At 65.1% G+C, this 23,169-nt stretch carries 21 protein-coding genes and 1 other RNA gene; 19 read left to right on the top strand and 3 right to left on the bottom strand.

The window, feature by feature from the left end; translation table 11 throughout:
* Position 1 precedes the first annotated feature (1 nt).
* From BJI67_RS13440 to BJI67_RS13430, 3 genes are read right to left on the bottom strand one after another with little or no spacing between them, the layout of a single operon-like run.
* Positions 2-586 carry a phosphoheptose isomerase gene (locus BJI67_RS13440; RefSeq protein WP_070073458.1) on the bottom strand — a complete coding sequence of 195 codons (585 nt, stop codon included), beginning with the start codon at positions 584-586 and terminating at the stop codon, positions 2-4.
* A 42-nt stretch (positions 587-628) separates the two neighbouring features.
* Complete coding sequence (locus BJI67_RS13435) at positions 629-985, bottom strand: YraN family protein (protein WP_070073457.1); 357 nt, start codon at positions 983-985, stop codon at positions 629-631.
* The gene (locus tag BJI67_RS13430) at positions 966-2,885 is read right to left on the bottom strand and encodes a penicillin-binding protein activator (protein ID WP_197513120.1); all 1,920 of its coding nucleotides are present in this window, start codon (positions 2,883-2,885) and stop codon (positions 966-968) included. Before BJI67_RS13430 ends, BJI67_RS13435 begins: the two co-directional genes overlap by 20 nt.
* A 74-nt stretch (positions 2,886-2,959) precedes the next feature.
* Here BJI67_RS13430 and rsmI point away from each other — a divergent pair, with 74 nt between their 5' ends.
* The 19 genes from rsmI to lpxC all read left to right on the top strand — a co-directional run bounded on the left by rsmI (position 2,960) and on the right by lpxC (position 23,158).
* Positions 2,960-3,841 carry a 16S rRNA (cytidine(1402)-2'-O)-methyltransferase gene (gene rsmI / locus BJI67_RS13425; protein ID WP_070073455.1) on the top strand — a complete coding sequence of 294 codons (882 nt, stop codon included), beginning with the start codon at positions 2,960-2,962 and terminating at the stop codon, positions 3,839-3,841.
* Between the two features lie 28 nt (positions 3,842-3,869).
* Positions 3,870-4,219, top strand: an RNA gene (gene rnpB / locus BJI67_RS13420) — RNase P RNA component class A.
* Between the two features lie 305 nt (positions 4,220-4,524).
* Positions 4,525-4,977 carry a division/cell wall cluster transcriptional repressor MraZ gene (gene mraZ / locus BJI67_RS13415; RefSeq protein WP_070073454.1) on the top strand — a complete coding sequence of 151 codons (453 nt, stop codon included), beginning with the start codon at positions 4,525-4,527 and terminating at the stop codon, positions 4,975-4,977.
* 13 nt (positions 4,978-4,990) lie between these two features.
* Positions 4,991-5,917 carry a 16S rRNA (cytosine(1402)-N(4))-methyltransferase RsmH gene (gene rsmH, locus BJI67_RS13410; RefSeq protein WP_231940859.1) on the top strand — a complete coding sequence of 309 codons (927 nt, stop codon included), beginning with the start codon at positions 4,991-4,993 and terminating at the stop codon, positions 5,915-5,917.
* Positions 5,914-6,183, top strand: coding sequence for a cell division protein FtsL (ftsL, locus tag BJI67_RS13405; RefSeq protein WP_070073452.1), 270 nt, complete (start codon positions 5,914-5,916; stop codon positions 6,181-6,183). Before rsmH ends, ftsL begins: the two co-directional genes overlap by 4 nt.
* The gene (locus tag BJI67_RS13400; RefSeq protein ID WP_070073451.1) at positions 6,180-7,895 is read left to right on the top strand and encodes a peptidoglycan D,D-transpeptidase FtsI family protein; all 1,716 of its coding nucleotides are present in this window, start codon (positions 6,180-6,182) and stop codon (positions 7,893-7,895) included. Before ftsL ends, BJI67_RS13400 begins: the two co-directional genes overlap by 4 nt.
* Complete coding sequence (locus BJI67_RS13395; RefSeq protein WP_083250888.1) at positions 7,892-9,403, top strand: UDP-N-acetylmuramoyl-L-alanyl-D-glutamate--2,6-diaminopimelate ligase; 1,512 nt, start codon at positions 7,892-7,894, stop codon at positions 9,401-9,403. Before BJI67_RS13400 ends, BJI67_RS13395 begins: the two co-directional genes overlap by 4 nt.
* Positions 9,400-10,758 carry a UDP-N-acetylmuramoyl-tripeptide--D-alanyl-D-alanine ligase gene (locus BJI67_RS13390; protein ID WP_231940858.1) on the top strand — a complete coding sequence of 453 codons (1,359 nt, stop codon included), beginning with the start codon at positions 9,400-9,402 and terminating at the stop codon, positions 10,756-10,758. The genes BJI67_RS13395 and BJI67_RS13390 overlap by 4 nt, the downstream gene beginning before the upstream one ends.
* Positions 10,748-11,830: a phospho-N-acetylmuramoyl-pentapeptide-transferase gene (gene mraY, locus BJI67_RS13385; RefSeq protein ID WP_070073449.1), complete on the top strand. Its 1,083-nt coding sequence runs from the start codon at positions 10,748-10,750 to the stop codon at positions 11,828-11,830. Before BJI67_RS13390 ends, mraY begins: the two co-directional genes overlap by 11 nt.
* Before the next feature lie 10 nt (positions 11,831-11,840).
* Entirely contained in the window at positions 11,841-13,193 is a 1,353-nt protein-coding gene (gene murD, locus BJI67_RS13380) for a UDP-N-acetylmuramoyl-L-alanine--D-glutamate ligase (protein WP_231940857.1), read from the top strand.
* Positions 13,186-14,394 carry a putative lipid II flippase FtsW gene (ftsW, locus tag BJI67_RS13375; protein WP_070073448.1) on the top strand — a complete coding sequence of 403 codons (1,209 nt, stop codon included), beginning with the start codon at positions 13,186-13,188 and terminating at the stop codon, positions 14,392-14,394. Before murD ends, ftsW begins: the two co-directional genes overlap by 8 nt.
* Complete coding sequence (murG, locus tag BJI67_RS13370; RefSeq protein WP_070073447.1) at positions 14,391-15,506, top strand: undecaprenyldiphospho-muramoylpentapeptide beta-N-acetylglucosaminyltransferase; 1,116 nt, start codon at positions 14,391-14,393, stop codon at positions 15,504-15,506. The genes ftsW and murG overlap by 4 nt, the downstream gene beginning before the upstream one ends.
* A complete protein-coding gene (murC, locus tag BJI67_RS13365) occupies positions 15,503-16,933 on the top strand; it encodes a UDP-N-acetylmuramate--L-alanine ligase (protein ID WP_070073446.1) in 1,431 nt (476 codons plus the stop codon). The genes murG and murC overlap by 4 nt, the downstream gene beginning before the upstream one ends.
* A complete protein-coding gene (gene murB / locus BJI67_RS13360; RefSeq protein ID WP_070073445.1) occupies positions 16,930-17,850 on the top strand; it encodes a UDP-N-acetylmuramate dehydrogenase in 921 nt (306 codons plus the stop codon). The genes murC and murB overlap by 4 nt, the downstream gene beginning before the upstream one ends.
* A complete protein-coding gene (locus BJI67_RS13355) occupies positions 17,847-18,785 on the top strand; it encodes a D-alanine--D-alanine ligase (RefSeq protein ID WP_070073444.1) in 939 nt (312 codons plus the stop codon). The genes murB and BJI67_RS13355 overlap by 4 nt, the downstream gene beginning before the upstream one ends.
* Positions 18,786-18,893: 108 nt before the next feature.
* Entirely contained in the window at positions 18,894-19,604 is a 711-nt protein-coding gene (locus BJI67_RS13350; RefSeq protein WP_197513117.1) for a cell division protein FtsQ/DivIB, read from the top strand.
* A gap of 6 nt (positions 19,605-19,610) precedes the next feature.
* A complete protein-coding gene (gene ftsA / locus BJI67_RS13345) occupies positions 19,611-20,852 on the top strand; it encodes a cell division protein FtsA (RefSeq protein ID WP_070073442.1) in 1,242 nt (413 codons plus the stop codon).
* 36 nt (positions 20,853-20,888) lie between these two features.
* Entirely contained in the window at positions 20,889-22,040 is a 1,152-nt protein-coding gene (gene ftsZ, locus BJI67_RS13340) for a cell division protein FtsZ (RefSeq protein WP_070073441.1), read from the top strand.
* 203 nt (positions 22,041-22,243) lie between these two features.
* Positions 22,244-23,158, top strand: a complete 915-nt coding sequence (gene lpxC / locus BJI67_RS13335) for a UDP-3-O-acyl-N-acetylglucosamine deacetylase (protein ID WP_070073440.1) — start codon at positions 22,244-22,246, stop codon at positions 23,156-23,158.
* The last annotated feature ends 11 nt before the right edge of the window (positions 23,159-23,169 follow it).

Raw genomic sequence — 23,169 nt, 5'->3', positions numbered from 1 at the left:
GTCAGACCTCTCCGAACAGCTGCCGGTCGATCAGATCGCAGAGGCAATGGATGACCAGCAGGTGGACTTCCTGAATGCGCGCGGTGCTTTCCGAGGGCACGCAGATTTCGATGTCGTCGTGCGCGAGACCATCGTGCAAGTGCCCGCCACCGCGGCCGGTCAGGGCGATCACGTGCATACCCTGCTCGTGGGCGGCGCGCGCGGCTTCGACCACGTTGGGTGAGTTGCCGGAGGTGGAGATGGCGAGCAACAGGTCGCCGGGACCGCCCAGCGCACGCACCTGACGGGCGAACACCTGGTCGTAGCTGTAGTCGTTGGCGATCGAGGTCAGGGTGGAGGTATCGGTGGTGAGTGCAATCGCGGGCAGCCCGCGGCGTTCGCGTTCGAAGCGGTTTAGCATCTCGGAGGAGAAGTGCTGGGCATCGCCCGCCGAGCCGCCGTTGCCGCAACTGAGGATTTTGTGCCCGCCGACGAGGGCATAGGTCATGCGTTTGGCGGCGTCTTCGATGGGTGTGGCGAGCAGCTCGGCGGCCCGGGCCTTGGTGTCAATGCTGGCTGCAAAGTGTTGTCTTATGCGCTCGTTCACGGAGTGGTTACCTTGAGTTCTGTGCTGGTGATGTCAGGGGGGTCAGTGATCCTGTGCGGGGAAGGCGTCCTTGATCCATTCGATTCGTTCGCCTGGCCCCATCGCGACGACATCGAAACGCGCGGGGGCGTCGTGTGCGTGTCGCTGCAAATAATGTAATGCTGCAACGGTTAGCCGCCTGCGTTTGCCGGCATCGACGCTGGCTGCGGCTCCGCCGAATCGTGCATTGTTGCGATAGCGCACTTCGACGAAAACCAGAGTTTGCCCATCGAGCATGACCAAGTCGATCTCGCCATTGCGGCAACGGTAGTTGCGTTTGCGTAGGCGTAGACCCCTATCGGTCAGATAGGCACAGGCCTGGCGTTCGAAATCCTCGCCGCTACGGGGGCGTGTCGGCATTCTGCTGCGCAGGCGTGGCAGTGGGCACCGTGTTGGACGTGCCGACCTGTCCGAAGGGTACCGGGAGGCCGTTATCAAATTGAGCCCATTCGAGTTGGCGCACGAGCACGTTGCCGGGCGTCATTTTCAAACTGCCGGAAAGTCCGGGGAAGCGCGCCCAGTCCTCCGACGCAAGACGGCCGAGGTACGGCAGAACGTCGAAGGCATCCTCGCCGAGGGCGATCAGGCGCGGGTAACGTCGGCTGGCGTCGGGGAAATTCGTGTGCATGGCATCCCGTGCTGCGGCGGCCGGCCCTTGAGCGTCCAGCAGCAACGGGGCGTCGTCGAAGATCATTCCATTGAGGTCGTGGTCGGCACGTGGGTCATGGGTGCCGCTGTAGGCCGTGGAGATCGAGTAGATGGGCAGCCCGATACCATGGTGGAATCGGATTTGCGGGATCAGTAGCCGTGCCTGTCTTGGGTCGCCGACGATGAAGATCATGTCCACGTCCTGGCGCCGACGTGCCTCGAATTCGACGGACTGTCCGATGGTGGCGGCAACGGCCCGGCGTCTGGCGTCGCTGTAGTCGATATTCAGGCTGTTGACGATGGCCGGCGTGAAGTCCGAGGCCGTGGGATCGTAGCGGCCGGTTGCCAGCACCTGTCCGCCGAGTTGCGTGAAGCGGTTCGAGAATGCCGCGGCCACACGCTTGCCCCAGTCACTGTTCGGGGTGAGCGCGACGGCCCGGCTGTACCCATCCAGGCTGGCGCGTTCCGCGGCCTGTGCCGCCTCACTTTCCGGGATGAGGCCGAACTGGTAGAGCTTTGCGGGGATCTGCGTACCGTCGGCAGCATGGTTCAGCGCCAGGGTGGGTACGCTGACGGCCCCACTTTGCGCGAGCTCGGTCACTGCATTGCGGTCGAGAGGGCCGATGACGTACTGCGCCCCGTCGCGCACGGCGCGGGCATACAGTGCCGGGATATTTTGCGGATGCGCGGAGGTATCGTAGAAGCGCAGGGTGATCGGTTGCGCATCAGGCTGACTGGGATGCCGGTAATAGGCGGTGAGAAGGCCGTCGAGGATCGCCGTGGAGACCGGGGCGAAGCGTCCGGTGAGCGGCAGCAGTATGGCGATGCGCGGCGGATAGACCTGCATCGCCTGCCACTGTGCCTTGAGCGCCTCGATGATGGGCGTGGCGTCGGGCAGATTGTACTGTTGTTGCCAGTTGGCCAGCGCGGCGGCGAGGGCGGCGGGTTGCGGCGGTGTAGACTTGGCGATCAGGGCCAGCGCCAGCCAACCCTTGAGTGGAGGCGTGGTTGCCTGCTGCAGCCATTGCCGCGTTTGTTGCGGGCTTGCCTGGCTGAGTAGCTCCCACAGGGACTTGCGGTTGGCGTCCAGTGCGCTGGTTTCGGCTAGCAGCGGTGCGCGGGCGATCCGGGCCTCTACGGCGCCGAGCGGATTGTCGTTCAGTCGTTCGGCCTGTGCACGCAGCTCTAGCAACTCCGCGGCGACGGGATTGGACAGGCCGGTTGTGCTGGTTGGCAATGCGGCTAGGGCCTGTGCCGGCTGGTGTTCCGCAAGCGCGACTTGTGCGGCAAGCCCTGCGCGTCGCCCGGTGTCATCGGAGCTGAGGTCTTGCGGATTGATGTGTTCGATCACGGTGCGCGCCTGTTCGGGCTGCTGCGCCTGAAGCAGCAGTGCGGCCGCCTTGAGCATGATCTGTTCACGTTGCGGTGAGGGGAGCGAGGGCGCGGCCCGGAGATAGATGGCGGCCGCGGCGGCCGGGTGGCCGGCTTGTGCCTGTGTCTGGGCCTGCTGCGCCCAGGGTGCCGAGGGCGTGACAGGCTGCGTCGCACAGGCAGCCAGCAGCAGTGTGGCGCACATGGCGAGACTGAGTCGGATGGTGACGCTTGGCGTCATCCTGTAGGGGCGCCCGTGTATCATGAACCCTGTGCGCGTGAGCGGGTGGCTCAGTATCTGGACTGGAAGGCAACGTGTCAATTGAAGCGGGAGTGCTGTACGTCGTAGCGACGCCATTGGGAAATCTGGGAGACATCAGCGAGCGGGCCCGCGAGGTCTTGGGTGGGGCCGGGCTGATCGCTGCCGAGGACACGCGTGTGGCGCAGCGTCTGCTGTCCCATCTCGGCGTGCGCACGCGGTGCATCAGCCTGCACGAGCACAACGAGAGCGCACGCGTTCCCGCCATTCTTGGGGTTCTGGGCAGCGGGCAGGCCGTAGCGGTCATTTCGGATGCTGGTACGCCCCTGATCAGCGACCCGGGGTATCGTCTGGTGCGCGCGGTGCGCGAGGCGGGGTGGCGTGTCAGCCCGATTCCGGGGCCGAGCGCGCTGATCGCAGCGCTGTCGGCATCCGGACTGCCTACTGATCGTTTTGTCTTCGAGGGATTTCTGCCGGCCAAGGGTGGGCGACGCAGCACCCATCTGCAAGCGCTGGCAAGTGAAACCGGCACGCTCGTATTTTACGAATCGAGTCATCGTATCGCGGCGAGCCTTGCAGACATGGCCGCGGTGTTCGGTCCCGACCGTCCTGCGGCAGTGGCGCGAGAGCTGACCAAGCGTTTCGAGGAGATCGTGCAGGCGTCGCTGGGCGAGTTGGTGGGGTGGATCGATGGCGACGCGAACCGCAGGCGCGGCGAGTTCGTGGTCATGGTAGGCGGGGCGCCGTCAGTTCCTGAGTCTACGGAATCACGGGTGGCCGCTGCTACGGTCATACGCGTCCTCGCCGAGGCGCTACCGGCGCGCCAGGCCGCCGATCTGGCCGCGAGCATTACCGGGGGGGCGCGCCAGGCACTCTACCGCGAGGCACAGAAGATACGTCGGCAGCGCCAAGACGATGAGGCGCAGGATGCGCCCTGAGTGTCGGCTTCGTGGTATCCTTCCTCGGGGAGTTGGCTAGGCAGTCGCTCCGCCATCGGGCGGGGAGGAAAGTCCGGGCTCCGCAGGGCGGGATGCCAGGTAACGCCTGGGCGGCGCGAGCCGACGGAAAGTGCCACAGAGAACAGACCGCCGATGACCCTTCGGGGTGCAGGCAAGGGTGAAAAGGTGCGGTAAGAGCGCACCGCGCGGGTGGCAACATGCCGCGGCACGGTAAACCCCATCCGGAGCAAGACCAAATAGGGACGCCATGATGTGGCCCGCATCGCGTCCGGGTAGGTCGCAAGAGGCGCGCGGTGACGCGCGTCCCAGATGAATGGCTGCCCCAGACAGAACCCGGCTTATAGGCCGACTCCCCACCTTTCACCACCTTCTCCCCAAATACGTCACAAGCAGCCCGCCCGGCGGCCCGGCCAACCTTGCAAAATCCCTTAAGTTATTGCCGCAACTTTCTGATTGTGCGCTTTTTTGACGCCCGTGTGACTGGCCGGTTCTGGCCTGTGCAGATACGTGTAAGCCTTTGTGTATAAACGACAATCTCACCAAGCGACGAGCATGGATTTGCTTGACTGCGTCTGATGTCGTGCCTATAGTGTCTAATTGTGGGGCAAAGTGGTAGAAAGTGGAAATAAGGCCCTGGCGCATTCCATCCGGTGGGGGTACGCGTGTTTCGCGGTGTCACCAATCTCAATATCGATTCGAAAGGGCGTGTCGCGATACCGGCTCGGTACCGCGATCGGCTGCTTGAATCGTGCGCCGGGCAATTGGTGATTACCGTGGATCGCGATGACTGTCTCCTGATCTATCCGCTGCCTGAATGGGAGCGGATCGAGGCCGCGGTCATGGCGCGTCCGAACATCGACCCGCAGGTGCGACAGTTGCAGCGCGTTTTCGTGGGCTACGCGACGGATGTCGAGATGGATGCGCAGGCGAGGATTCTCGTTGCGCCCACGTTGCGCACGCAGGCGAAACTGGACAAACACGTGGTCCTGGTGGGTCAGGGCAACAAATTCGAACTTTGGGATGAGGCGGTCTGGGCCGCACAGCGTGACGAATGGCTCAAGTCGGATGCCTACGCAGGCGGGCTGAGCGAAGCCCTGGCCTCGTTGTCGATCTGACGTGAGTGCCCATGTGGAACACCAGACTGTTCTCCTGGAGGAGGCGGTGGCGGGACTATCCATCAGGCCTGACGGCGGGTATGTCGATGCGACCTTCGGTCGAGGAGGTCACAGCCGCGCCATCCTCGCGCACCTGGGTCCACGTGGTCGCTTGCTGGCCCTGGATCGTGATCCAGAGGCGGTTGCTGCGGCGCAGCTGCTGGCGGCGAATGACTCTCGTTTTGCCATCGTGCATGCGCCCTTCTCGCAACTCGAATCCAGTTGGCGTGCCCACGCCGGCGCCGTGAAGTCTGCTGGTGTGCTGATGGATCTTGGCGTTTCTTCTCCGCAGCTGGACGAGGCATCGCGCGGTTTCGGTTTCATGCGCGACGGTCCCCTCGACATGCGTATGGATCCTAGTCGCAGTGAACCGGCCAGCGTATGGCTGAACTCGGCCGACGAGGCGGAGCTTGCGGATGTTTTCTGGAACTATGGCGAAGAGCGGCAGTCGCGACGCATCGCGCGGCGCATCGTGCAACAACGCGCCGAGGCGCCGCTCACGCGGACCCTGCAGTTGGCGGATTTGATTGCCGGCGTGATCGGGCGCCGCGAACCGGGCAAACACCCTGCTACGCGTTGTTTTCAGGCCATTCGCATCCATATCAACGGCGAACTGGACGAATTGCGCGCGGCGCTGGCACAGGCCTTGGCAATTCTGGGGCCGGGCGGCCGCCTTGCGGTGATCAGCTTTCATTCCCTGGAGGATCGAATCGTCAAACGCTTCATGCGCGAACACGCCCGCGGCGAACAGTTGCCGCGCAATCTTCCGGTGATGGATGCAGCTGAGGGTGGGAGGCAACTGAAACTTGTCGGCAAGGCGCAGCAGCCGTCTGCGGAAGAGATCGCGCGCAACCCAAGGTCGCGCAGCGCGGTGCTGCGCGTTGCGGAGAGGCTGCCATGAACTGGTCGGCCATCGTCGTCGGTCTACTGGTCTTGCTGGTGATGGGCAGTGCGTTGGGCGTCGTCTACACGACCTACGAAACCCGGCAATTGTTCATCCGTTTGGAGCAGCTCGACGCACAGCGCGATGCGCTGAACGTCGAATGGGGGCGTCTGGAGCTGGAACAGAGCGTCTGGTCGGCACATTCGCGCGTCGAGCGTATCGCGCGTAGCAAGCTCGACATGGTCATGCCCGACAGTTCCGACACCGTGTACGTCAGCCCATGACCTCGCGCCCCGACTTCAAGCGACGCAGACAGCTGGTGCTCGGCCTGTTCGGCGTCGGCGCGGCGGGTCTCGTCTGGCGTGGTTTCGATCTCGAGGTCATGCGCGGGCCCTTCCTGCGCAAGCAGGGCGATGCCCGTTACCTGCGCGTGGTGAAGATGCCGGCGCATCGCGGGATGATCCTGGACCGCAACCGCCGCCCACTGGCGATCAGCACGCCGATGGATTCGGTGTGGATCGACCCTCAGCAGGACCCGGACGACCGCGGGCTGGATCGGCTGGCCGCGCTGTTGCAGCAGGATGCCGCCACGTTGCGTGGCCAGGTGCGGGTCGCCCGCCAGACCGGTCGTGAATTCCTCTGGGTCGAACGGTTGATCGATCCCCAGCTCGGCCGCCGCGTCGCGGCGCTCAAGGTGCCGGGTGTCGGCCTGCTGCGCGAATACAAGCGCTTCTATCCCATGGGCGAGGTCGGCTCGCACGTGCTCGGATTTACCAATATCGACGACCAGGGGCAGGATGGTCTGGAGCTCGAGTTCAACAGCTGGCTGACCGGCAAGCCCGGCGCCAAGCGTGTGATCAAGAATGGTTTCGGACAGATCGTGCAGAACGTCGACCTGATCCGTTCGCCGCGCCCTGGGCGCGATCTCGTGACCAGCATCGACCAGCGGATCCAGTATCTCGCCTACCGCAGCCTCAAGGCCGCGGTCGTCGCGCACGGCGCGCGTTCCGGCTCCATCGTGGTGATGGACCCTAGCAACGGCGCCATCGTGGCGATGGCCGACCAGCCCACCTTCAATCCCAATGTGCGTTCCGACTACGTGCCGCGCCTGTACCGCAATCGCGCGGTGACCGATGCGTACGAGCCGGGTTCGACGATGAAGCCGTTCACCCTGTCGGCGGCGCTGTTGAGTGGTAAGTACACCCCCGACACCGAGATCAACACCTCGCCCGGTTGGTACATGCTGGCCGGACACACGATCAAGGATGACTCGGATTTCGGGCGTATCGACCTGACCCAGGTGCTCCAGGTGTCGAGCAACGTCGCGGCCAGCAAGATTTCGCTGACCCTGCCGCCGTACTACGTCTGGTCCATGTATCGCGATTTCGGTTTCGGTCAGATCACCCACAGCGGTTTTCCCGGCGAGGCAACCGGTACGTTGCACAACTACACGACCTGGCGTCCGATCGACCAGGCGACCATGGCCTACGGATACGGTATTGCAGTGACCTCGCTGCAGCTGGCGCATGCCTACTGCGGTTTGGCCAACGGCGGCGTGCTTGAGCCGGCAACCTTCGTTCAGCCGACCGCGTCCACGGCCGGCAAGCGCGTCCTCCCGCAGCATATTGCCGATCAGATGCGCACCATGCTGCGCTCCGTAATTACCCCGATGGGCACAGGTTACGCGGCGCACATCCCGGGCTACACGGTGGCCGGGAAGACGGGTACGGCGCATCGTCTGACCAGCAGCGGCAATTATGCCGAGGACAAGTACACCGCGGTGTTCGCCGGCATCGTACCGGCAACACGGCCGCGTCTGGTCGCGGTGGTTATGATCGACGATCCGCAGGGCGGCAAATACTACGGTGGTCAGGTGGCCGCGCCGGTGTTCAAGGAGGTAATGTCCGGCGCGTTGCGTCTGCTCGATATCCCACCAGACGACATCGACGTACTTCAGGCCGGGCCGGTGCCCGAGTCGCGCGGAGCGGTCGCATGAGCGCGGATCGAGAGATGGCGTTGAGCGAGCTGGTCGCCGACTGGTGCATGTCACCTAGGCCAGGCGAGGTGATGGTCCGCGGACTGACCCAGGACAGCCGTCGTGCAGGCCCCGGCATGGCTTTTGTGGCCTTGCCCGGTTTGCACGTGCACGGCGTGATCCATGCCGCCGATGCCGTCGCTAAGGGGGCCTGCGCGATCATTGCGGATGCCGGTGCACGCGACCGCGAGCACTTGTTGAGCCCGCTCGACGTGCCCATCTGCTGGATCGAGGGATTGGGCGAACGGCTCGGGGCGATCACTGCACGCTTCTACGGCCAGCCGGCGCGGCGCATGACCGTGATCGGTGTGACGGGGACCGACGGCAAGAGCTCGGTCTCACACTTCCTGGCGCAGGCGCTGGATCAGGAGCGGGCGCGTGCCGGCATCATCGGTACCTTGGGCAACGGCCTCGTAGGCGCGCTCGAACCCAGCGGCTATACCACCCCCGATGCGATCGGGTTGCAGGCCGCGCTGGCCGAGCTCGCCGATGCCGGTGCCCGCTGGGTGGTGATGGAGGCGTCCTCACACGGTCTGGCCCAGGGGCGCCTGAATGCGGTGGATTTTAACCAGGCGATCTTGACCCAGCTCACGCGCGACCACCTCGATTACCACGGCAGTATCGAGGCCTATGCCGCGGCTAAGCGGCGTCTATTCGAGGTGCCCGGGCTGGAATACGCCATCCTGAACCTGGACGATGCCTTCGGTCGTGACCTCGCCGCACGCGGGACTGCGGCACGGGCTTGCCTGGGCTACTCGCTCGCCACACGCCCGCCTGCCGGCACGGACGCAATATGGGCAAGCGGCCTGCGTCTGCAGGATCACGGTTTCGCCATGCGAGTGGAGACGCCCTGGGGAAAGAGCGAGATCGAAAGCCCGCTGCTGGGGCGCTTCAATGCCGCCAATCTCCTGGCCGTGCTCACCAGTCTGTTGGCCCTGGGTGTGCCACTCGCGGACGCGGTCGACCGCCTGCGTGCAGTCAGGCCTGTGCCTGGGCGCATGGAGCGCTTCGACCGGCCGGGCGCGCCAGTGGCCGTAGTCGACTACGCCCACACCCCGGCGGCGCTGGAGGCCGTGCTCACGAGCTTACGCCAGCACGGCGCGCAGCGTCTATGCTGTGTCTTCGGTGCGGGCGGGGATCGCGACCGCGGCAAGCGGCCGCTGATGGGTGCGATGGCGGCGCAGTTGGCCGACCGTATCGTGGTGACCGACGACAACCCGCGCAGCGAGGACCCGGACGCCATTGTCGAGGACATCCTGGCGGGGTTGGCGCAGCGCGAAGGCGTCGAGGTGATCCACGATCGCGCCGCAGCCGTACGCCACGCGCTGGATACCGCGCAGCCTGGCGAGACCGTGTTGATCGCGGGCAAGGGACATGAGGCCGTGCAGATCACCGCGCGTGGCACGCAGCCGTACAGCGACCGGGAAACCGTGGCGGCCTGGTTTGCCGCATGGGAGGCCGCCTCGTGAACCGGTGGCAGCTGAGCCGCGTCGCGGAATGGGCGCAGGGACGCCTGATCGGCAAAGATACGACGGTTACCGGCGTGGGTATCGACAGCCGCACACTGTCCGCGGGTGCCTTGTTCGTGGCGCTCGACGGCGAGCGTTTCGACGGGCATGACTTCATCCGGCCGGGCCTGCCTGCCGCCGCGTGCATGGTTGCCCGCGAGGTGGACGATCCGCGTCCGCAGGTGCTGGTCGAGGATACCCTGCGCGGGCTGAGCCGCTTCGCGGCCGCCTGGCGCGAGAGCCTGCAGGCCTGCGTGGTGGCGCTGACCGGCAGCAACGGCAAGACCACGGTCAAGGAGATGCTGGCCTCGATCCTGTCCTGTGCGGGGCCGACGCAAGCGACCCGGGGCAACCTCAACAACCATATCGGCGTGCCGCTGAGCCTGCTGACCGTCGAACCCGACCATCGCTATGCGGTGATCGAGATGGGCGCCAATCACGCCGGCGAGATCGCCGCCCTGACCGCGATCGCACGCCCCCAGGTCGCGCTCATTAATAATGCCGGTCCGGCGCATCTGGAGGGTTTCGGCGACCTGCCCGGCGTCGCCCGCGCCAAGGGCGAGATTTACGGCGGGCTGGTGCCCGACGGGATCGCGGTGATCAACGCCGACGACGACTTCGCTGAATACTGGGTGGGGCTCAATCGCGATCGTCGGGTGCTGACTTTCGGCATGCGCCAAGCTGCCGACGTGCGCGGCTCATACGCGAACGGCCGTCTGCATGCGCGCACGCCGCTCGGCGAATTCGAAGTGAACCTGCCGCTAACCGGCTACCACAACGCGATGAATGCGCTGGCTGCGACCGCGGCTGCTCTGGCTGCCGGCGTGGAACTCGATGCGATCCGCGAGGGGCTTGCCCGCGTGCGCGGCGTCGGCGGTCGCCTGCGCGAACTGGAGGGGCGGGGCGGCGTCACGATTCTGGACGACACCTACAACGCGAATCCCGCCTCGCTGGATGCCGGACTGGAGGTGCTGGCCTCGCGTGCCGGCGTGCGCTGGCTGGTGTTGGGCGACATGGCAGAACTGGGCAGCAGCGGACCTGCGCTGCATCGCGCCGCCGGAGAGCGTGCGCGCGCGCGCGGCATCGAGCGGCTGTTCGGGGTCGGTGCTCTGAGCCGGGAGGCGACGGACGCCTTCGGCCGGGGCGCCGAACACTGTGCGGATATCGAGACGCTGGCGGAGACGGTGACGCGTGCCGCCGGGGCCGCGGGACGTCCGTTGACCATCCTCGTCAAGGGCTCGCGCTCGATGGCGCTGGAACGACTGGTGGGACGGCTTGCGCTGCACCCGGTCGAAGGGGGCGCCCATGCTGTATAGCCTGTTCGAGTTCCTGGCCCACTACTACAGCGGCTTCCACGTCTTTTCCTATCTGACGATGCGCGCCATTCTCGGCGTGCTCACCGCGCTGGTCATCGGCCTGATCATCGGCCCCGGCATGATTCGGCGTCTCGTGGTGCTCAAGATCGGGCAGCAGGTGCGCGACGACGGACCGCAATCGCATCTGTCCAAGGCGGGTACCCCGACCATGGGCGGGGCGCTGATCCTGGTCGGCGTGGCGGTGGCGACTCTGCTGTGGAGCAACCTCGACAACCATTTCGTCTGGGTCGCGCTGGGCGTGACCCTGCTGTTCGGTCTGGTCGGCGGCGTGGACGACTACCGCAAGCTGCGTTACGGCAACGCCAAGGGCCTGCCGGCGCGCGCCAAATTCTTCTGGCAGTCGGTGATCGGCTTTGCCGCCGCGTTCTACCTCTTCTTCGCCGCGACCGAGCCGGCGCAGACCGCCCTGCTGATGCCCTTCGTGAAGAACTGGATGATCCCGATGGGCTGGCTGTTCATTCCGTTCACCTGGCTGGTGATCGTGGGATCGAGCAATGCGGTCAACCTGACCGATGGACTCGATGGTCTGGCGATCATGCCGACGGTGATGGTGGCCGGCGCGCTGGCCGTATTCGTCTACCTGAGCGGCAACTACAAGTTCGCTCTGTATCTCGGCATTCCCTATGTGCACGGCGTCGGAGAGCTGGTGGTGTTCTGCGGTGCGCTGGTGGGCTCTGGGCTTGCCTTCCTCTGGTTCAACACCTATCCCGCGCAGGTCTTCATGGGCGACATCGGTGCCCTGGCGCTGGGCGCCGCACTGGGCGTGGTGGCGGTGATGGTGCGGCAGGAGCTGGTGCTGCTGATCATGGGCGGGGTGTTCGTGATGGAAACCCTGTCGGTCATCCTCCAGGTGGGTTCCTACAAGCTGACGCGTCGGCGCATCTTCCAAATGGCGCCGCTGCACCACCATTTCGAACTCAAGGGATGGCCCGAACCGCGGGTGATCGTCCGTTTCTGGATTATCACCGTGATTCTGGTGCTGATCGGTCTGGCCAGTCTGAAGATCCGCTGAGATGACGACGATGGCGCAAAGGCAAAACGGCATGGCGGAAGCGATCGACAACCTCGTGGTGGGGTTGGGCGCGACCGGCCTATCGGTCGTGCGCTATCTGGCGGCCAGGGGCGAACCGTTCGCGGTGGTCGACAGCCGGGCCGAACCGCCGGGATTGGGCGAACTCGCCGCGATCGGCATGCCGCAGGAGATTCATCTCGGCGCCTTCGACCGCGACGTGTTCCATCGCGCGCGACGGCTCATCGTGAGCCCCGGCGTTGCCGTATCCAATCCGGCCATCGAGGAGGCGCGTGCCGCCGGCGCCGAAGTGATCGGCGACATCGAACTGTTTGCGCGCGAGGCACGCGCCCCGGTGATCGCGATCACCGGGTCCAATGGCAAGAGCACGGTGACCACGCTGGTCGGCGAGATGGCACGGCGGGCGGGAATGCGTGCGGCGGTCGGCGGCAATCTCGGCACGCCGGCGCTGGACCTGCTCGGCGACGGTGCGCCGGATCTGTATGTGTTGGAGCTCTCGAGCTTCCAGCTGGAGACCACCGACAGCCTGCATCCGCGCGCGGCGGTGGTGCTCAACGTGAGCCCGGATCACATGGACCGCTACGCCTCGCTGGATGCCTATGCACAGGCCAAGGCGCGCATCTATGCGCGTGCCGCGCACTGCGTGGTCAATCGCGACGATCCACTCGCCGCGAGCCTCGTGAGCGATTGCGCGCGCACCGGTTTCGGCCTGTCGTCACCGCGTGCAGGCGATTACGGGCTGATCGAACGGGACGGCGGACACTGGCTGGCACGGGGCGACATGCCGCTGCTGGCGGCCGCCGAGCTGCGCATGGCAGGCCGGCACAACCTGGCCAACGCGCTGGCTGCGCTGGCACTGGGGTACGAGGCAGGGTTGCCGCAGCAGGCGATGCTGGCGGCACTGCGCGAGTTTCCGGGTCTGCCGCACCGTTGCCAGTGGGTCGGTCGGCGCGATGAAGTGGACTGGTACAACGATTCCAAGGGCACCAACGTGGGCGCCACGCTGGCGGCCATCGAAGGGCTGGACGGACCGTTGGTACTGATCGCCGGCGGCCAGGGCAAGGGCCAGGATTTCGCGCCGCTGCGTACCGCCCTGGCGGGACGCGCGCGCGGCGTGCTGCTGATCGGTGTGGACGCCCCGCGTCTGCGCGAGGCGCTGGACGGCGTTGCTCCGCTGCTCGATGCGCCCGACATGCCGGCCGCCGTCGCCCTGGCCGCACGACTGGCGCAGCCCGGCGACCGCGTGCTGTTGTCGCCGGCCTGCGCCAGCCTGGACATGTACCGCAACTACATGGCGCGCGGCGATGATTTCGTGCGTGCCTACGAGGGGTTGCCGCATGGCTAGCATCCCTGCCGATCTGCGCCTGCCCGGACTTGCCAGACGCCTGGAAGGCCTGCTTTCCGGCGCCGTGGACATGCCCATGCTGCTCGTGTCGTTCGCCATTCTCGGCCTGGGTCTGGTCATGGTGGCCTCGTCGTCGGTGAGCGTGGCGGCACGGGAAACCGGCAATCCCTTCTATTTCTTCGACCGTCAGGCGATCTACGCGCTGCTCGGCATCGGAGCGGCGATGGTGGCCTTCCACACACGTCTGGTGCTGTGGGAGCGCTCAGGGATGGCGTTGCTGTTGTTCACCTACTTCCTGCTGGTCGTGGTGCTGATCCCGGGCATCGGGCATCAGGTCAACGGCAGCATTCGCTGGATCGGTTTCGGGCCGTTCAACATCCAGGTGTCGGAACCCACCAAGCTGTTCATGGCGATCTATCTCGCCGGGTTTCTGGTGCGGCGGGAGAGAGAGGTCTGCAATACCTTCTGGGGGTTTGCCAGGCCGATGCTGGTTATGGTGATCGCCGCCTTCTTGCTGTTGAGAGAACCTGACTATGGCAGTGCGGTCACGCTGATGGCCATGGGTCTGGGTATGCTCTTTCTCGGCGGCGCGCGGCTGACCCAGTTTGCCCTGTTCCTGCTGATGACCATGGTTGCGGTAGCCGTGCTGGCGGTCAGCTCGCCGTATCGCGTCGAGCGCCTCACCGGTTTCCTCAATCCCTGGGCCCATCCCTACAGCTCCGGGTATCAGCTGACCCAGTCGCTGATCGCCATCGGCGGCGGTTCGTGGTGGGGGATGGGGCTTGGCGAAAGCGTGCAGAAGCTCTTTTACCTGCCGGAGGCGCACAACGACTTCCTGTTCGCCGTGCTGGCGGAGGAACTCGGGCTGGTCGGCATCGTGCTGGTCGTGGCGCTGTTCGCGGTGCTGGTCTACCGCGGTTTCAGGATCGGCGCACGCGCAGCCGAGGCGGGCAACCACTTCTCCGCCAATCTCGCCTATGGCCTGACCATCTGGATCGGCATGCAGGCTTTCATCAATATGGCGGTGAACATGGGCATCCTGCCGACCAAGGGTCTGACCCTGCCGCTGATGAGCTACGGCGGCAGCAGCATGCTGGTCAACTGCATGGCCTTGGGCTTCCTGCAGCGAATCCATCGCGAGACAGTCGAGGGCAGTGCCGTAGCGGTGCGCACGCGCGGTCGTGCCGGGAGGCGCACATGAGCGCGCCGCGTCCCATCCTGATCATGGCCGGAGGCACCGGTGGGCACGTGTTCCCCGGGCTTGCGGTGGCGCGGTCCCTGGCCGAGCGGGGGCAGACGGTGATGTGGCTCGGGACGCAGAGCGGCTTGGAGGCGAAGCTGGTGCCGGCCGCGGGCATCGAGATGGCCATGATCGGCGTTGCCGGCCTGCGCGGCAAGGGCTGGCGTACCTGGCTGTTCGCGCCGCTGCGCCTGGCCCGTGCGCTCTGGCAGGCGCGCGGCGTGCTGCGACGCTTGCGGCCGCGTGCGGTGATTGGTTTCGGCGGGTTTGTGTCCGGACCCGGCGGGTTGGTGGCGGTGCTGATGCGCATTCCGCTGTTCGTGCACGAGCAAAATGCGATTCCGGGCATGACCAACCGCTGGCTGGCGCGTTTCAGCCGGCGCGCGTTCACCGGCTTTCCGGTCGAGCTGCCCGGTGCCCTCGGGCATACGGACTACGTGGGCAATCCGGTGCGCGCGGAAATCGCGTCGCTGCCGGTGCCGGAAACGCGCTACGACGGACGCGAAGGTGCGCTGCGTCTGCTCGTGCTCGGCGGCAGCCAGGGCGCGCGCGCGCTCAACCGCCGCGTGCCGGGCGCCCTTGCGCAGCTGGACCCCAACCTGCGTCCTTTGGTCCGCCACCAGGCGGGAGAGCGGCAGCTGGACGACGCGCGCCAGGCCTATGCCCAGGCCGGGGTGGAAGCCGAGGTCATGCCTTTCGTCGCAGACATGGCCGAGGCCTATGCCTGGGCCGACCTCGTGATCTGCCGTTCCGGCGCGCTGACCGTGGCCGAACTCGCCGCCGCCGGCGTTGCCTCCGTGCTGGTGCCGTTCCCCTATGCGGTCGACGACCATCAGCGTGCGAACGGTGCCTATCTGGCCGATGCCGGCGCCGCGGTCATGATCCCTGAGTCCGAATTCGACGATGCCCGGCTGCTTGCGGTGCTCGCGCAGATCGGCGACCGCGAGCGGCTGCGCAGCATGGCGGTGGCCGCGCGTGCGCTCGCACGTCCGCAGGCGGCGGAAACGGTGGCCGATACCTGTCTAGGCCTGCTCGACGGCGCCGCAGGGTCAGCGCGGGAGAAACGCACATGAGTCAGGTCCGCGAACACATGGCCATGCGCCGCATTCGCCGAATCCACTTCGTGGGCGTCGGCGGTGCGGGCATGGGCGGCATTGCCGAGGTGCTGGCCAATCTCGGCTACGAGGTCAGCGGCTCGGATCAGGCGGAGAACGCGATGACCCGGCACCTGGCCGGGCTCGGTGTGCGCGTGGACCGGGGCCACGACGCGTCGCACGTCGAAGGGGCGGACGTGGTCGTGGTGTCCACGGCGGTACGTGCGGACAACGTCGAGCTCGTCGCGGCGCGTGCCGCACGCATTCCGCTGGTGCGCCGCGCCGAAATGCTGGCCGAGCTGATGCGCTTCCGCTATGGCATTGCGGTTGCCGGCACGCACGGCAAGACCACCACCACGAGCCTGGTCGCCAGCCTGCTCGCTGAAGGCGGGCTCGACCCGACCTTCATCATCGGCGGCCGGCTCAACAGCACGGCAACGCATTCGCGCCTGGGAGACAGTCATTATCTGGTGGCCGAGGCGGACGAAAGCGACGCTTCGTTCCTGCACCTGCAGCCGATGATTTCGGTGGTGACCAACATCGACGCCGACCATCTGGGTACCTACGGCGGCGATTACGGCGAACTCGAACGGGTGTTCGTCGAGTTCATCCATCATCTGCCGTTCTACGGCCTGGCGGTGGTGTGCGTCGACGATCCCGGCGTACAGGCGATCCTGTCGCAGCTGGCGCGCCCGTTGCGTACCTACGGTATCGACCGTCCGGCCGACGTGATGGCGCGCGACATCCAGTACGAAGGGCCAAGCAGTCACTTCGAGGTGATCCTGCCCGGCCGCGCGGCGCCGCTGCCGATCAAGCTGAATCTGCCGGGCCGGCACAATGTGCTCAACGCGCTCGCGGCGATCGCCGTGGCGCACGATCTGGGTATCGGAGAGACCGCGATCCGGCAGGCGTTGGCCGGCTTTCAGGGTATCGGACGGCGATTCCAGATCGGCGGAGAGGTGGCGACGCGCCCGGGCTCGGTGCTGCTGGTCGACGACTACGGCCATCACCCCACGGAGATCGCGGCGACCATCGACGCGGCGCGCAAGGCCTGGCCCGAGCGACGTCTGGTGGTGGCGTTCCAGCCGCACCGCTATACGCGCACGCGGGATCTGTTCGAGGACTTCGTCGCGGTGCTCTCCAGTGTCGATGCCCTGGTGCTGCTTGAGGTGTATGCCGCGGGCGAGGACCCGATTGCCAATGCGGACGGGCGAAGCCTGGCCCGTGCGATCCGCGCACGTGGGCGGGTCGAACCGGTCTTCGTCGAAGAGGTGGAGCGTCTGCCCGAGGCTCTGGTCGACGTGCTCCGCGGTGGCGATGTACTGCTTACGCTGGGTGCCGGGTCGATCGGCGCGATTGCGGCGAAACTGCCCGAGCGGCTGGCCGTTGCGGGAGGTGCCGAATGATGGCGGCGCTACGTGACGATGGTCTGCGCGGGGAACTGGTCGTGAACGCACCGCTCGCGCCGCTGACGAGCTGGCGCGCGGGCGGCTGCGCCGACCGGATGTATCGCCCCACCGACCTCGACGACCTGCAGCTCTTCCTGCGCCAGCTGCCGGTAGACGAGCCCCTGTTGTGGCTTGGGCTGGGCAGCAATCTGCTGGTACGCGACGGCGGGGTACGTGGCACGGTGATCGCGTTGCACGCGCGACTGGACGGACTCGAGCGCGTCGGCGAGGCGGGCGTGCGCGCGGGTGCCGGCGTACCCGGCGCGAAGCTGGCCCGCTTCGCCGCGCGCGCGGGCTTGCAGGGCGGGGAGTTCTTCGCCGGCATACCGGGCACCGTAGGCGGGGCCTTGGCGATGAACGCAGGCGCGTTCGGCGGCGAAACCTGGAATGTGGTGCGGCGTGTGCGAACCATCGATCGCGCGGGTGAGCTGCGCTGGCGCGAGCCGTCCGAATTCGAGATCGGTTACCGCCATGTGCGTGCGGCTGGTGATGGTGATCCCGGTTGGTTTGTGGCGGCGGAATTCGATTTCGTACCCGGCGGCGATCCCGAGGCGTTGCACCAGGGCATTCGCGATCTGCTGGCCAACCGGGCGGTCAGTCAGCCGACGGGCGTGGCGTCGTGCGGATCGGTGTTCCGCAACCCGCCGGGCGACTACGCCGGCCGATTGATCGAGGCAGCTGGGCTCAAGGGGCTGCGCTGCGGCGGTGCGCAGGTTTCCGAAAAGCACGGCAATTTCATTCTGAACACGGGTACGGCGAGTGCCGCCGATATCGAAACGCTGATGATCACGGTTCAGGAACGCGTGACGCAGCAGAGCGGCATCCGGCTGGTGCCCGAGGTGCGCATCGTGGGCGAGGCGGAGGTAAGGGCATGAGCGTCGATCCGCGTCGTTTCGGCAGAGTCGGCGTCCTGATGGGCGGCTGGTCGGCCGAACGCGAGGTGTCGTTGAACAGCGGGGTGGCGGTTACCGCCGCGCTGCAGGCCGGTGGCGTGGAGGCGGTCGCGGTCGACCTCGAACGCGAGCGCGTTTTCGACCAATTGACGGCCGGCGGTTTCGATCGCTGCTTCATCGTCGTGCACGGCACCGGTGGGGAGGACGGCACCCTGCAGGCGTTGCTTGAGCTACTCGACATCCCATACACGGGCAGCCGCGTGCTGGGTTCCGCGCTGGGCATGGACAAGCTGCGCTGCAAGCTGCTGTGGCAGGCGCACGGGCTGCCGGTCGTGCCCGGTGAGGTGCTGACCGCGGACAGCGATTTCGATGCCGTCGCCGAACGCCTTGGCCTGCCGTTGTTCGTCAAGCCATCCGAGGAAGGGTCGAGCGTGGGCGTCAGCAAGGTCAAGCGTGCGGAGGATCTGCCGGCCGCCTATGCGGCGGCGGCAGGACGCCATGGCGTCGTACTGGCAGAAACCGCCATGCCCGGCGGCGATTACACGGTGGCGATCCTTGGGAACGAGGCGCTACCTGCGATCCGGATCGTGCCGGCGGTCGAGTTCTACGACTACGAGGCCAAGTATCTGCGTAACGACACGCGTTACGACTGCCCCTGCGGACTGTCTGACGAGTTGGAGACGACGATGCGTCAAATGGCCCTCGAGGCCTTCGCCATCGTGGGCGGTACGGGATGGGGGCGAGTCGATTTTCTGATCGATGCAACCGGCGAACCCCGGTTGGCGGAAATCAACACCGTGCCCGGGATGACAGATCACAGTCTCGTGCCGATGGCGGCTAGGGTGACAGGTTTGGATATGACGGGCTTGGTAATACGCATTCTCGAGGATACGTTGCCCAAGGGCGAGCCGGCATGACCTATGGAAATACGACGCAGGAAAAAAGCAGCCATGACCACGCGCAGGCGGTCGCCTGCAGGCTCTCGGACCCCGCGCTGGCCTGGCTTGCGGCGCTGGATTTCGCGCGTGAGTGTGCTGGTCGTTGCCGTGCTGCTGCTGACGGCTGGTTGGCGGTTGTGGGGCTGGGTGCTGTCGCCGTCGGTTCTGCCGATCAGGGTGGTCAAGGTGGAAGGTTCGGGTCGTCTGATTTCCCGGCAGGCGGTACGTCAGATCGTGACGACACACCTGAATGCCGGATTTTTCGGCCTCGACCTGAAGGTTATAGCGGACGCACTCAAGCAGATTCCATGGGTGTACCGGGCCAACGTCCAACGCCGATGGCCGGACGCGTTGATCATCCATTTGCAGCCCCAGCGTGCGGTCGCCTACTGGGGCAAAACCGGGCTACTGAACGCGCAGGGCGATGTCTTCTCGCCGCCGCCGGCCACCTTTCCCAAGGGGCTGCCGGCTCTCGATGGACCGCAAGGCAAGGAGCATGAATTGATGCAGCGCTACCTCGAGGCCAAATCCCTGTTTGCCGCTGATGGACTGCAGGTGACTGCAGTCAGCGAAGATGCGCGCCGAGCCTACCGGCTGTGGTTCGCCAACGGGATCGAACTCGTCGTGGGGCGAGATTGGGACACGGGGCGTATGGCGCGGATGGCCGCGGTGTATGCGAGGGTGCTGGCGCCCAAGGCGACGCAGATCGCGCGTATCGATTTGCGCTATCCCAACGGCTTTGCCGTGGCCTGGAAACATTCAAAAACCAACGGGGCCGCAGTCCCCGCGAAGGAGTAGCACAACATGTCCAAGCGAGCGGACAGAGGCATGATCGTCGGACTCGACATAGGTACATCGAAGGTGGTGGCCATCGTCGGCGAGATCAATGCCGAGGGCGCGATCGATATCGTGGGCATCGGCTCGCATCCGTCGCGCGGACTCAAAAAGGGCGTGGTGGTGAACATCGAGTCCACCGTGCAGTCGATGCAGCGCGCGGTCGAGGAGGCCGAACTGATGGCTGGGGTGCAGATTCATTCCGTGTACGCAGGCATCGCGGGCAGCCATATACGCAGCCTCAACTCTCACGGCATCGTCGCGATCAAGGACAAGGAGGTCACGCAGAACGACGTGGACCGGGTGATCGATGCGGCGAGGGCGGTGGCGATACCGGCGGATCAACAGGTGCTTCACATCCTGCCGCAGGAATTCATCATCGACGATCAGGAGGGCATTCACGAGCCGGTCGGTATGTCAGGGGTCCGGCTGGAGGCCAAGGTGCACCTCGTGACGGGTGCGGTCAGCGCGGCACAGAACATCATCAAGTGCGTGCGTCGCTGTGGGCTCGAGGTTGAGGACATCATCCTCGAACAGCTCGCATCGAGCTATGCGGTGCTGACCGACGACGAAAAGGAACTCGGCGTCTGTCTGGTGGATATCGGCGGCGGCACGACCGATATCGCCGTATTCACCGACGGTGCCATCCGGCATACCGCGGTGATTCCGATCGCCGGCGATCAGGTGACCAACGACATCGCCGTCGCCTTGCGCACGCCGACGCAGTACGCCGAGGAAATCAAGATCAAGTACGCCTGTGCGTTGCGCCAACTGGCCAACCCCGAGGAAAGCATCGAGGTGCCGAGCGTCGGCGACAGGCCTTCGCGCCGGCTGTCGCGACAGACGCTCGCCGAAGTGGTCGAGCCGCGTTACGAGGAACTGCTGAGCCTGGTGCAGGCCGAGCTCAGGCGGAGCGGGTACGAAGACATCATTGCCGCAGGCATCGTGCTAACCGGAGGCTCCTCGAAAATGGAAGGGGCGCTTGATCTAGCGGAGGAGGTATTTCATATGCCCGTCAGGCTGGGAGTGCCACAACACGTATTCGGTCTCGCCGACGTGGTGCGTAACCCGATTCATGCCACGGGCGTGGGGCTGGTGCTTTACGGCAGCCGCGGACGCGGTGGCCTGGGACGATTGGAGCGAGGTCGCGGGCCGGCGTCAGGAGACGGCGTCTGGCAGCGGATGAAAAGCTGGTTTCAGGGAAATTTTTAATTGATTTTGAATCCTTAGCGGATTTGGGAGGCTGATATGTTCGAACTGGTGGATTCATTTGCACAGGATGCGGTCATCAAGGTCATCGGCGTGGGCGGCGGCGGCGGCAATGCCGTGCAGCACATGGTCAACGCCAATATTGAGGGTGTGGAATTCATCTGCGCCAATACGGATGCGCAGGCGCTGAAGAATCTGAACGCGAAGACGGTGCTGCAGCTCGGTAACAACATCACCAAGGGTCTGGGTGCCGGCGCCAACCCCGAACTCGGGCGGCAGGCCGCGATGGAGGATCGTGACCGGATCCGCGAAGTGATTGAAGGCGCCGATATGTTGTTCATCACCGCCGGCATGGGCGGCGGCACAGGCACCGGCGCAGCGCCGGTGGTGGCGCAGATCGCTCGGGAAATGGGCATTCTTACGGTTGCCGTCATCACCAAGCCGTTCCCGTTCGAGGGTCGTCGGCGCATGTCCGCGGCCAAATCGGGCATTGAGGAGCTGGGTAAGCACGTTGATTCGTTGATCACCATCCCCAACGAGAAACTGCTTTCCGTGCTGGGTAAGGGTGTGACCTTGCTCGATGCGTTCAAGGCGGCCAACAACGTGCTCTACGGTGCGGTGCAGGGTATCGCCGAGTTGATCACCCGCCCGGGTTTGATCAACGTCGACTTCGCCGACGTGCGTACCGTGATGTCGGAAATGGGTATGGCAATGATGGGTACCGGTACGGGTAGTGGTGATGGCCGCGCACGAACCGCTGCGCAAGCCGCTATTTCCAGTCCTCTGTTGGAGGACGTGAACATCGCTGGTGCCAAGGGCATTCTTGTCAACATCACTGCGGGTCTCGACTTTGCTATGGATGAATTTGAGTCCGTAGGCTCGGAGATCGAAGCACTCGCGCAGAACGATGCGACCGTCGTTATCGGTACGGTCATTGACCCCGACATGCAGGATGAGGTTCGCGTCACGCTGGTAGCTACCGGGCTGGGAAACCGATTGTCTGAGGCAGAAGTGCCGCAGTCACCGTTCGTGAAGAACGAGGTTGAACGCCAGGTGCGCGGAAATTACAAGGAGTACGACCGCCCTACGGTGATCCGCAAACCGAATCGCCATGAAGAAGTTGCCAGCCGACAGATGACTGGGACGGACTACCTGGACATCCCGGCCTTTTTGCGTAAACAGGCAGATTGATGGGGATAAAACCACACAAAATGCGCAAAAATAGTGCGTGAGGCGGCTGTGTGCGCTAGAATTGCGCCCTTTGCGAGGCAGTCGGGGTGGCTTGTAAGTCGCGCTCATGGCCTGGGTTTTGCATGTCGCGTGCGGGGCGAGTGGCTCTCGGCTGCGGTCGATCGCGCCGTCACGGATGGAACGTAAGCTAGGGGAATTAGGCATTGATCAGGCAGCGCACGCTTAAGAATGCGATTCGCGCGACGGGGGTAGGGCTTCATACAGGTGAAAAGGTCCTGTTGACTCTGCATCCGGCGCCGGTGGACGCGGGGGTAGTATTCCGCCGCGTCGATTTGGATCCAATGGTGTCGATCAAGGCTACGCCGCAAAACGTGGGCGACACGCGACTGTCCACCACGCTGGTGCAGAACGGCGTTTCCATTTCGACGGTCGAGCACCTGCTCTCGGCGGTGGCCGGCTTGGGTATCGATAACCTGACGGTTGACGTCAGCGCGCCGGAAGTCCCGATCATGGACGGCAGCGCGGGACCGTTCGTGTTCCTGATCCAGTCCGCGGGCATCGTCGAACAGCATGCTCCAAAGCGCTATATCCGGATCAAGCGCCGGGTGACGGTCGAGGACGGCGACAAATGGGTCCGCTTTGAACCCTTCGATGGCTTCAAGGTCGGTTTCGGTATCGATTTCGATCATCCTGTATTCCAGCATGGGGTTCAGTTTACCGAGCTGGATTTCTCTAGCACGTCGTTTGTGAAGGAAGTCAGTCGGGCGCGTACTTTTGGGTTCATGCGGGACATCGAAACCCTCCGTGCGCGTAACCTCGCGCTGGGTGGTAGCCTCGAAAATGTGGTCGTACTCGACGATTATCGTGTACTAAATGAAGACGGTCTGCGCTATGAGGACGAATTCGTCAAACACAAGGTGCTGGATGCCATTGGCGATCTTTACCTGCTAGGACACAGCCTGATCGGTGCGTTCACTGGCTACAAATCCGGGCATGCGCTCAACAACCGTTTGTTGCGCGAACTTGTCGCGCAGGAAGACGCCTGGGAAGAGGTGACCTTCGATGACGAGCGATTGGCGCCGATCTCGTATTCACAGCCGGTCGTTTCTCTAGGCTGAGAGGTTGAGGC

This window comes from Acidihalobacter aeolianus (assembly GCF_001753165.1).
Lineage (GTDB): Bacteria > Pseudomonadota > Gammaproteobacteria > DSM-5130 > Acidihalobacteraceae > Acidihalobacter > Acidihalobacter aeolianus.
The sequence above is the reverse complement of the archived record's forward strand: the minus strand, read 5'-3'. Positions and strand labels throughout refer to the sequence as shown.